This window comes from Streptomyces sp. BK79, assembly GCF_044142145.1.
Lineage (GTDB): Bacteria > Actinomycetota > Actinomycetes > Streptomycetales > Streptomycetaceae > Streptomyces.
Genome location: NZ_JBHVOC010000045.1, coordinates 20,260 through 30,118 on the forward strand (window position 1 = coordinate 20,260; position 9,859 = coordinate 30,118).

The 9,859-nt window shown below is 69.8% G+C and carries 9 protein-coding genes; 7 read left to right on the forward strand and 2 right to left on the reverse strand.

Annotated elements, in window-relative coordinates:
* The first annotated feature begins 145 nt into the window (after positions 1-145).
* The 4 genes from ACFIF2_RS35080 to ACFIF2_RS35095 all read left to right on the forward strand — a co-directional run bounded on the left by ACFIF2_RS35080 (position 146) and on the right by ACFIF2_RS35095 (position 5,037).
* Positions 146-2,365, forward strand: coding sequence for a polyribonucleotide nucleotidyltransferase (locus tag ACFIF2_RS35080; protein WP_395577342.1), 2,220 nt, complete (start codon positions 146-148; stop codon positions 2,363-2,365).
* Positions 2,362-3,741 (forward strand): M16 family metallopeptidase, encoded by a 1,380-nt coding sequence (locus ACFIF2_RS35085; RefSeq protein WP_395577343.1) that lies wholly within the window; start codon positions 2,362-2,364, stop codon positions 3,739-3,741. Before ACFIF2_RS35080 ends, ACFIF2_RS35085 begins: the two co-directional genes overlap by 4 nt.
* Positions 3,742-3,767: 26 nt before the next feature.
* The gene (gene dapB, locus ACFIF2_RS35090; protein WP_395577344.1) at positions 3,768-4,520 is read left to right on the forward strand and encodes a 4-hydroxy-tetrahydrodipicolinate reductase; all 753 of its coding nucleotides are present in this window, start codon (positions 3,768-3,770) and stop codon (positions 4,518-4,520) included.
* Positions 4,521-4,581: 61 nt separating this feature from the next.
* Positions 4,582-5,037 (forward strand): hypothetical protein, encoded by a 456-nt coding sequence (locus ACFIF2_RS35095; protein ID WP_395577345.1) that lies wholly within the window; start codon positions 4,582-4,584, stop codon positions 5,035-5,037.
* Positions 5,038-5,060: 23 nt separating this feature from the next.
* Here ACFIF2_RS35095 and ACFIF2_RS35100 read toward each other — a convergent pair whose 3' ends face one another.
* Both ACFIF2_RS35100 and ACFIF2_RS35105 read right to left on the reverse strand, forming a co-directional pair.
* Complete coding sequence (locus ACFIF2_RS35100) at positions 5,061-5,615, reverse strand: hypothetical protein (RefSeq protein ID WP_395577346.1); 555 nt, start codon at positions 5,613-5,615, stop codon at positions 5,061-5,063.
* A 115-nt stretch (positions 5,616-5,730) separates the two neighbouring features.
* On the reverse strand, positions 5,731-5,970 hold the full coding sequence (locus tag ACFIF2_RS35105; protein WP_395577347.1) for a hypothetical protein: 240 nt from the start codon (positions 5,968-5,970) through the stop codon (positions 5,731-5,733).
* Positions 5,971-6,156: 186 nt separating this feature from the next.
* Here ACFIF2_RS35105 and thyX point away from each other — a divergent pair, with 186 nt between their 5' ends.
* The 3 genes from thyX (at position 6,157) to ACFIF2_RS35120 (ending at position 9,858) form a co-directional block, all read left to right on the forward strand.
* A complete protein-coding gene (thyX, locus tag ACFIF2_RS35110) occupies positions 6,157-6,897 on the forward strand; it encodes an FAD-dependent thymidylate synthase (RefSeq protein WP_395577348.1) in 741 nt (246 codons plus the stop codon).
* Between the two features lie 217 nt (positions 6,898-7,114).
* Positions 7,115-8,014, forward strand: a complete 900-nt coding sequence (gene dapA, locus ACFIF2_RS35115; RefSeq protein ID WP_395577349.1) for a 4-hydroxy-tetrahydrodipicolinate synthase — start codon at positions 7,115-7,117, stop codon at positions 8,012-8,014.
* A gap of 158 nt (positions 8,015-8,172) precedes the next feature.
* Positions 8,173-9,858 carry a ribonuclease J gene (locus tag ACFIF2_RS35120; RefSeq protein WP_395577350.1) on the forward strand — a complete coding sequence of 562 codons (1,686 nt, stop codon included), beginning with the start codon at positions 8,173-8,175 and terminating at the stop codon, positions 9,856-9,858.
* The last annotated feature ends 1 nt before the right edge of the window (position 9,859 follow it).

Sequence of the window (9,859 nt, forward strand, 5' to 3'; positions counted from 1 at the left end):
CCTCGGTAGTGGCCCCCGGGCACAGAGCCCCGGGTGCTTCGATCGAAGACCGGCCCGCACCGGCCCGGAGCGCTTCTCCGCCACCGTCCCCCCGCCACACGGGCGAGGAGGGACAAAAGACGACAAAGTAACGGAGAAAACGCTAGTGGAGAACGAGACCCACTACGCCGAGGCCGTCATCGACAACGGCGCCTTCGGTACCCGCACCATCCGCTTCGAGACGGGCCGCCTGGCCCGCCAGGCCGCCGGTTCCGCCGTGGCGTACCTGGACGACGACACCATGGTGCTGTCGGCCACCACCGCCTCGAAGAACCCCAAGGACCAGCTCGACTTCTTCCCCCTCACGGTGGACGTCGAGGAGCGGATGTACGCCGCCGGCAAGATCCCCGGCAGCTTCTTCCGCCGTGAGGGCCGGCCCTCCGAGGACGCGATCCTCACCTGCCGCCTGATCGACCGCCCGCTGCGCCCGTCCTTCAAGAAGGGCCTGCGCAACGAGATCCAGGTCGTCGCCACGATCATGGCGCTCAACCCCGACCACCTGTACGACGTCGTGGCGATCAACGCCGCCTCCGCGTCCACGCAGCTGGCCGGTCTGCCCTTCTCCGGCCCGATCGGCGGCGTCCGCGTCGCGCTGATCCGCGGCCAGTGGGTGGCCTTCCCGACGCACACCGAGCTCGAGGACGCCGTCTTCGACATGGTCGTCGCGGGCCGCGTCCTGGAGGACGGCGACGTCGCGATCATGATGGTCGAGGCCGAGGCCACCGAGAAGACCATCAAGCTGGTCGAGGGCGGCGCCGAGGCGCCGACCGAGGAGGTCGTCGCCGCCGGTCTGGACGCCGCGAAGCCCTTCATCAAGGTGCTCTGCCGCGCGCAGGCCGACCTCGCCGCGAAGGCCGCGAAGCCGACCGGTGAGTTCCCGGTCTTCCTGGACTACCAGGACGACGTCCTGGAGGCGCTCACCGCCGCCGTCAAGCCCGAGCTCTCCCAGGCGCTCACCATCGCCGGCAAGCAGGAGCGCGAGGCCGAGCTGGACCGCGTCAAGGGGCTCGCCGCCGAGAAGCTCCTGCCCCAGTTCGAGGGCCGCGAGAAGGAGATCTCCGCCGCGTACCGCTCGCTGACCAAGTCCCTGGTCCGTGAGCGCGTCATCAAGGAGAAGAAGCGCATCGACGGCCGCGGTGTCACCGACATCCGCACCCTGGCCGCCGAGGTCGAGGCCATCCCGCGCGTGCACGGCTCGGCGCTGTTCGAGCGTGGCGAGACCCAGATCCTGGGCGTCACCACCCTGAACATGCTCCGCATGGAGCAGCAGCTGGACACCCTCTCCCCGGTGACCCGCAAGCGCTACATGCACAACTACAACTTCCCGCCCTACTCCGTCGGCGAGACCGGCCGCGTCGGCTCCCCGAAGCGCCGCGAGATCGGCCACGGCGCCCTCGCCGAGCGCGCCATCGTGCCGGTGCTGCCGACGCGCGAGGAGTTCCCGTACGCGATCCGTCAGGTGTCCGAGGCCCTCGGCTCCAACGGCTCGACGTCCATGGGCTCGGTCTGCGCCTCCACCATGTCGCTGCTGAACGCCGGTGTGCCGCTGAAGGCCCCCGTCGCCGGTATCGCCATGGGCCTGATCTCCCAGGAGATCAACGGCGAGACGCACTACGTCGCCCTCACCGACATCCTCGGTGCGGAGGACGCCTTCGGCGACATGGACTTCAAGGTCGCCGGCACCAAGGAGTTCGTGACCGCCCTCCAGCTCGACACCAAGCTGGACGGCATCCCCGCCTCCGTCCTGGCCGCCGCCCTCAAGCAGGCCCGTGACGCCCGCCTCCACATCCTCGACGTGATGATGGAAGCGATCGACACGCCGGACGAGATGTCCCCGAACGCCCCGCGGATCATCACCGTCAAGATCCCCGTGGACAAGATCGGCGAGGTCATCGGCCCCAAGGGCAAGATGATCAACCAGATCCAGGAGGACACGGGCGCCGACATCACGATCGAGGACGACGGCACCATCTACATCGGTGCCGCCCAGGGCTCGCAGGCCGAGGCCGCCCGCGCCACGATCAACGGCATCGCCAACCCGACCATGCCCGAGGTCGGCGAGCGCTACCTGGGTACGGTCGTCAAGACGACCACCTTCGGCGCGTTCGTCTCCCTGCTGCCCGGCAAGGACGGCCTGCTGCACATCTCGCAGATCCGCAAGCTGGCCGGCGGCAAGCGCGTGGAGAACGTCGAGGACGTGCTCGGCGTGGGCGCCAAGGTCCAGGTCGAGATCGCCGAGATCGACTCCCGCGGCAAGCTCTCCCTGATCCCGGTGGTCGAGGGTGAAGAGGGCGACGAGGACAAGAAGGACGACGCCGACCAGTGACGTCCCGTGGCTCCAAGGCGACGGCCCGCACCTCCACGGAGGCGCGGGCCGTCGCCCGTACCCAAACCCTGATCAAGGGCGAGCACGGCATCGGCACGGTGCGCAAGACCACCCTCCCGGGCGGCCTGCGCATCGTCACCGAGACCCTCCCCTCGGTCCGCTCGGCGACCTTCGGCATCTGGGCGCACGTCGGCTCCCGCGACGAGACCCCCGCGCTGAACGGCGCCACCCACTACCTGGAGCACCTGCTCTTCAAGGGCACCGGCAAGCGCAGCGCCCTGGACATCTCCTCCGCCATCGACGCGGTCGGCGGCGAGATGAACGCGTTCACGGCCAAGGAGTACACGTGCTACTACGCACGCGTGCTCGACACCGACCTGCCGCTCGCCATCGACGTGGTCTGCGACATGCTGACCGGCTCGCTCATCCGCGAGGAGGACGTCGACGTCGAGCGCGGGGCGATCCTCGAAGAGATCGCGATGACCGAGGACGACCCCGGCGACTGCGTGCACGACCTGTTCGCGCACACCATGTTCGGCGACAACGCCCTGGGCCGCCCCGTCCTCGGCACCGTCGACACGGTCAACGCCCTCACCGCCGACCGCATCCGCCGCTTCTACAAGAAGCACTACGACCCCACGCACCTGGTGGTCGCCGCGGCCGGCAACGTCGACCACAACAAGGTCGTACGCCAGGTCCGGGCCGCCTTCGAGAAGGCCGGCGCCTTCCGCGACCCCGTGGCCGAGCCCATCGCCCCGCGCGACGGGCGGCGCACCATCCGCGCCGCGGGACGGATGGAGCTGATCGGCCGCAAGACCGAGCAGGCCCACGTCATCCTCGGCATGCCGGGCCTGGCCCGTACCGACGAGCGCCGCTGGGCCATGGGCGTCCTCAACACCGCCCTCGGCGGCGGCATGTCCTCCCGCCTCTTCCAGGAGGTCCGCGAGAAGCGCGGCCTGGCCTACAGCGTGTACTCGTACACCTCCGGCTTCGCCGACTGCGGGCTCTTCGGCGTCTACGCGGGCTGCCGGCCCTCCCAGGTGCACGACGTGCTGAAGATCTGCCGCGACGAACTCGACCACGTCGCCGAGCACGGCCTGAGCGACGACGAGATCGGCCGGGCCGTCGGGCAGCTCCAGGGCTCCACGGTCCTCGGCCTGGAGGACACCGGCGCGCTGATGAACCGTATCGGCAAGAGCGAGCTGTGCTGGGGCGAGCAGATGTCCGTCGACGACATGCTGGCCCGGATAGCCTCGGTCACGCCGGACGACGTCCGCGCGGTCGCCCGCGACGTCCTGGGACGGCGCCCGTCGCTGTCGGTCATCGGCCCGCTCAAGGACAAGCAGGCGTCCCGGCTGCACGACGCCGTCGCCTGACCATCCCGGTAAGGAAGCGAAAGAACATGAGCAAGCTGCGCGTGGCCGTCCTCGGTGCCAAGGGCCGGATCGGCTCCGAGGCGGTACGGGCGGTCGAGGCCGCCGAGGACATGGAGCTGGTCGCCGCCCTCGGCCGGGGCGACGGCCTGGACACGCTGGCCGAGACCGGCGCCCAGGTCGCCGTCGAGCTGACCACCCCCGCCTCGGTGATGGACAACCTCGACTACTGCGTACGCCACGGCATCCACGCCGTCGTCGGCACCACCGGCTGGACCGACGAGCGCCTCGCACAGCTGACGACCTGGCTCGACGGCTCCCCGGGGACGGGCGTCCTCATCGCGCCCAACTTCTCCATCGGCGCCGTACTGACCATGAAGTTCGCGCAGATCGCCGCCCCGTACTTCGAGTCCGTCGAGGTCGTCGAGCTGCACCACCCGAACAAGGTCGACGCCCCCAGCGGCACCGCCACCCGCACCGCCCAGCTCATCGCCCAGGCCCGGCAGAAGGCAGGCTCCGCACCGGCGCCCGACGCCACTGCCACCGCCCTGGACGGCGCCCGCGGCGCGGACGTGGACGGCGTCCCGGTCCACGCGATCCGCCTGCGCGGCCTGCTGGCCCACCAGGAGGTCCTGCTGGGCGGCGAGGGCGAGACCCTCACCGTCCGGCACGACTCCCTGCACCACAGCAGCTTCATGCCCGGCATCCTGCTGGGCGCCCGCCGCGTGGTGACCACCCCGGGCCTGACCTTCGGCCTGGAACACTTCCTGGACCTGAACTGAGCCCGGGACCGAGCCCCGAACGGATCTCCGAACCGATCTCCGAACCGAGCCCCTGACCCTCATGCGCGCGAAAATCTCCTACGCCGTCACGGCCGCCGTCCTGGTCTTCTACTTCGCCCTGGTCGGCAGCCGCGGTGTCATGCTCATCGGCACCGGTACGCCGCTCACCGTGACCTTCGGTGTCGCGGTGCTGATCCTGCCGGTGATCGGCGTGTGGTTCCTCTGGAAGAACACCCAGTTCGTCCGCAGGGCCAACGCCCTCGCCGCCGAACTCGACGCCGAGGGCGGACTGCCCGTCGACGAGCTGAAGCGGACCCCCAGCGGCCGCGTCGACCGGGACTCGGCCGACGCGGTGTTCGCCCTGCGCAAGGCCGAGACGGAGGACGCCCCCGGCGACTGGCGCACCTGGTTCCGCCTCGCCGTCGCCTACCACGACGCGCGCGACACCCCGCGCGCCCGCAAGGCGATGCAGCGGGCGATCGCCCTGCACGACGGCAAGCACGTCGAGACGGCCTGAACGGACAGGAACGCCGGGGGCGCTCAGCCCTGCCGGTACTCGTCGCCCCACGCCTCCACGGCGTCGGCCGCCCGGTCGAAGGCGCCCTCCCGGGCGAGGAAGTCGGCGTTGTGCGTGGTCAGCAGCGGCGGCAGGGTCTCCCCGGACCGCCCCTGCCGCACCAGCAGCAGCGCCTGCCCCTGCACGGTGCGCGGCAGCCCGAGCCAGCGCACCGGCTGCTGCACCGTACGCACGCTGACGACCTGCTGCCAGGCCACCGTGCGGGTGCTGAGGAAGCTCACCTGGCGCACCCCGTGCGCGCTCACCCACGCGCCCATGCGCAGCAGCCGCAGGGCGCACGCGATGGCGACCACCGCGATGCCGAAGACGACTCCGGCGCCGGACAGCGTGCCCGTCGCCGCGATGATGACCGCCGCGAACAGGACGAACGAGGCGAGCAGCAGCATCAGCGCCGCCGCCCCCACGCGCCACGGTCCCGGCCGGTAGGGCCGGCGCCAGAGGTCGCGGTCGTCGTACGGCAGCGCGACGTCGTCCGCGGCGTCGAAGGCGCGGTCGGCCGTCAGGAAGGGCAGGGGCACGGCTGGTCCTCACTCGTTCCATGGCATGTGCTGTGCCCGGTGAGGCTACCGACCTGTGTCACCGGTCACCACCCTCGGGGCCCCGGATGGAGTCAGGACCGGCAACGCGGCGCGCTCAGCGCCGGTCGGACGCCTGTGACGGCTGCTTGTGCGAGGAGGGCTGGTCGGCCGAGAGGGCGGGCATCCCGATCACCAGGGAGCCCACGATTCCGGCGACGACGGTGAGACCGAGGAGCCATCGTCCGGCCAACTGGCCGAAGGACGCCCGCTCAGGGGTTGGGGGTGTGACATTGCTGCGGAACCTGTCGGCTTCGGCGACGAAGGCGAACGGCACGGGTTCACGCCGGCGGATCATGGAAACTGCGTCTCCCTTCCGGGACTGAGGGCATCGCTGTGACTGATGCTGTTACTCATACAGACGAACGAACGCCCCGGCGGGTGCCCTCTTTCACCGATTTCATCGCGGCCCGCCACCGAACGCCCCATTCCGCGGGCCGTAGAGTGTCCTGGCCAAGAGACGAGATGGGAAGGCCCTGCACCCGTGACCGACACCCCCGCCGACGATTTCAAGATCGACCTCCGCAGCGACGTCACCGTCGAGCTGGTCAAGAGCGCCGCGACCGACTCCGACGTACTGTTCGCCGCCCGCGTCTCGACCGTCGGAGAGCAGTCCCTGGACGAGCTGAAGAAGGACCCCGAGCGCTCCAAGGGCCTGATCAACTACCTCATGCGGGACCGGCACGGCAGCCCGTTCGAGCACAACTCGATGACCTTCTTCATCAACGCCCCGATCTTCGTCTTCCGGGAGTTCATGCGGCACCGCGTCGGCTGGTCCTACAACGAGGAGTCGGGCCGCTACCGGGAGCTCCAGCCGGTCTTCTACGTCCCGGGCCAGGACCGCAAGCTGGTCCAGCAGGGCCGCCCGGGCAAGTACGTCTTCGTCGAGGGCACCCCCGAGCAGCACGACCTGGTGAGCCGCTCGATGGAGGACTCCTACCGCCAGGCCTACCGGACCTACCAGGAGATGCTCGCCGCCGGCGTCGCCCGCGAGGTCGCCCGCGCGGTGCTCCCGGTCGGCCTCTACTCGTCGATGTACGCCACCTGCAACGCACGCTCGCTGATGCACTTCCTCGGTCTGCGCACCCAGCACGAGCTGGCGAAGGTCCCGTCCTTCCCCCAGCGCGAGATCGAGATGGTCGGCGAGAAGATGGAGCAGGAGTGGGCCCGGCTCATGCCGCTCACCTACGCGGCCTTCAACGCGAACGGCCGCGTGGCGCCGTAACCACCCGGCCGCTCCAGACACCTGCCGGGCACAGATGTGCGCATCAGCCGTGCGAAGTGTCCGTATTGCGGCGTTTGGAGAAGTTCATCTAGCCTGATCAAAGGGACCCGGCACTGCTTGAACCCCCGAGCAGGCAGTGCCGGGCTCCACGTCTCGTCCGACCTGCCGCCTCCCCCTAGGGCAGACCCCGCCCTGAGCAACGAGTAGCGTGTAACCCATGGCTCCGACCTCCACTCCGCAGACCCCCTTCGGGCGGGTCCTCACCGCCATGGTCACGCCCTTCACGGCGGACGGCGCACTCGACCTCGACGGCGCGCAGCGGCTCGCCGCCCACCTGGTGGACGCAGGCAACGACGGCCTGATCATCAACGGCACCACCGGCGAGTCCCCCACCACCAGCGACGCGGAGAAAGCGGACCTCGTACGGGCCGTCCTGGAGGCCGTCGGCGACCGGGCCCACGTGGTCGCCGGAGTCGGCACGAACAACACCCAGCACAGCATCGAGCTGGCCCACGCCGCCGAACGCGCCGGCGCACACGGCCTCCTGCTCGTCACGCCGTACTACAACAAGCCCCCGCAGGAGGGCCTGTACCTGCACTTCACGGCCATCGCCGACGCCACCGGCCTGCCGGTCATGCTCTACGACATCCCCGGCCGCAGCGGCGTCCCGATCAACACCGAGACGCTGGTCCGCCTCGCGGAGCACCCGCGGATCGTCGCGAACAAGGACGCCAAGGGCGACCTCGGCCGCGCCAGCTGGGCCATCGCACGCTCCGGCCTCGCCTGGTACTCCGGCGACGACATGCTGAACCTGCCGCTGCTCTCCGTGGGCGCGGTCGGCTTCGTCTCGGTCGTCGGCCACGTCGTCACGCCCGAACTGCGCGCCATGGTGGACGCGCACGTCGCGGGTGACGTACAGAAGGCACTGGAGATCCACCAGAAGCTGCTCCCCGTCTTCACCGGCATGTTCCGCACCCAGGGCGTGATGACCACCAAGGCGGCGCTCGCCCTCCAGGGCCTGCCGGCCGGTCCGCTGCGCGCTCCCATGGTCGGCCTCACGCCCGAGGAAACGGAGCAGCTCAAGATCGATCTTGCTGCCGGCGGGGTACAGCTCTGACAACAGACTTGGCACCACCGCGCCACCGCACGCACGGACTTCACAACTGAATACGCGGGCCACCGGTGCCCGCACCCCAACACGACAACTGCTTCTGCACGAACGTCACGCGCGCCACGTGCCCACCGGTACGTGGCGCGTGTGGTGAGGAGAGTCTTTTGAGTCATCCGCATCCTGAACTGGGCCGGCCCCCGGCGCTCCCCAAGCGCGGCCTCCGGGTCACGCCCCTCGGTGGCCTCGGCGAAATCGGCCGCAACATGACGGTCTTCGAGTACGGCGGCCGCCTGCTGATCGTCGACTGCGGAGTGCTCTTCCCGGAGGAGGAGCAGCCCGGAATCGATCTGATCCTGCCGGACTTCTCGTCCATCCGGGACCGTCTCGACGACATCGAGGGCATCGTCCTCACCCATGGTCACGAGGACCACATCGGAGGTGTCCCCTTCCTCCTCCGGGAGAAGCCGGACATCCCGCTGATCGGCTCCAAGCTGACCCTGGCGCTCATCGAGGCCAAGCTCCAGGAGCACCGCATCCGTCCGTACACCCTCGAGGTGGCGGAGGGGCACCGCGAGCGCATCGGCCCCTTCGACTGCGAGTTCGTGGCGGTCAACCACTCCATCCCGGACGCGCTGGCCGTCGCCATCCGCACTCCGGCGGGCATGGCGGTGCACACCGGCGACTTCAAGATGGACCAGCTTCCGCTGGACGGCCGCCTGACCGACCTGCACGCCTTCGCGCGTCTGAGCGAGGAGGGCATCGACCTCCTCCTCTCGGACTCGACGAACGCGGAGGTACCCGGGTTCGTCCCGCCCGAGCGGGACATCTCGAACGTCCTCCGCCAGGTCTTCGCCGGCGCCCGCAAGCGGATCATCGTCGCGAGCTTCGCCAGCCACGTCCACCGCATCCAGCAGATCCTGGACGCGGCGCACGAATACGGCCGCAGGGTCGCGTTCGTCGGCCGCTCCATGGTCCGCAACATGGGCATCGCCCGTGACCTCGGCTACCTGCGGGTCCCGCCGGGCCTGGTCGTGGACGTCAAGACGCTGGACGACCTTCCGGACAGCGAAGTCGTCCTGGTCTGCACCGGCTCGCAGGGCGAACCGATGGCCGCGCTCTCCCGCATGGCCAACCGGGACCACCAGATCCGCATCGTCGAGGGCGACACGGTGATCCTGGCCTCGTCCCTCATCCCGGGCAACGAGAACGCGGTGTACCGCGTGATCAACGGCCTGACCCGCTGGGGCGCGAACGTGGTCCACAAGGGCAACGCCAAGGTCCACGTCTCGGGCCACGCGTCGGCCGGCGAGCTGCTGTACTTCTACAACATCTGCCGCCCGAAGAACCTGATGCCGGTCCACGGCGAATGGCGCCACCTGCGCGCCAACGCCGAACTGGGCGCCCTGACCGGCGTCCCGCACGACCGCATCGTCATCGCCGAGGACGGAGTCGTCGTCGACCTCGTCGAGGGCAAGGCGCGCATCTCCGGAAAGGTCCAGGCCGGATACGTCTACGTCGACGGCCTCTCGGTCGGTGACGTGGGCGAGCCGGCCCTGAAGGACCGCAAGATCCTCGGGGACGAGGGCATCATCTCGGTCTTCGTGGTCATCGACTCGTCGACCGGCAAGATCACGGGCGGACCGCATGTCCAGGCACGCGGGTCCGGCATCGAGGACTCGGCCTTCGCCGCGGTGCTCCCCAAGGTGGTCGAAGCGCTGGAACGCTCGGCCCAGGACGGGGTCGTCGAACCGCACCAGCTCCAGCAGCTGGTGCGCAGGACCCTCGGCAAGTGGGTCTCGGACACCTACCGTCGCCGGCCGATGATCCTGCCTGTGGTCGTGGAGGTCTGAC

Bases quoted from the DNA above. Each gene is read 5' to 3' on its own strand.
- dapB (WP_395577344.1), top strand. From the start codon at position 3,768: ATGAGCAAGCTGCGCGTGGCCGTCCTCGGTGCCAAGGGCCGGATCGGC.
- ACFIF2_RS35095 (WP_395577345.1), top strand. From the start codon at position 4,582: ATGCGCGCGAAAATCTCCTACGCCGTCACGGCCGCCGTCCTGGTCTTC.
- ACFIF2_RS35105 (WP_395577347.1), bottom strand. From the start codon at position 5,970: ATGATCCGCCGGCGTGAACCCGTGCCGTTCGCCTTCGTCGCCGAAGCC.
- dapA (WP_395577349.1), top strand. From the start codon at position 7,115: ATGGCTCCGACCTCCACTCCGCAGACCCCCTTCGGGCGGGTCCTCACC.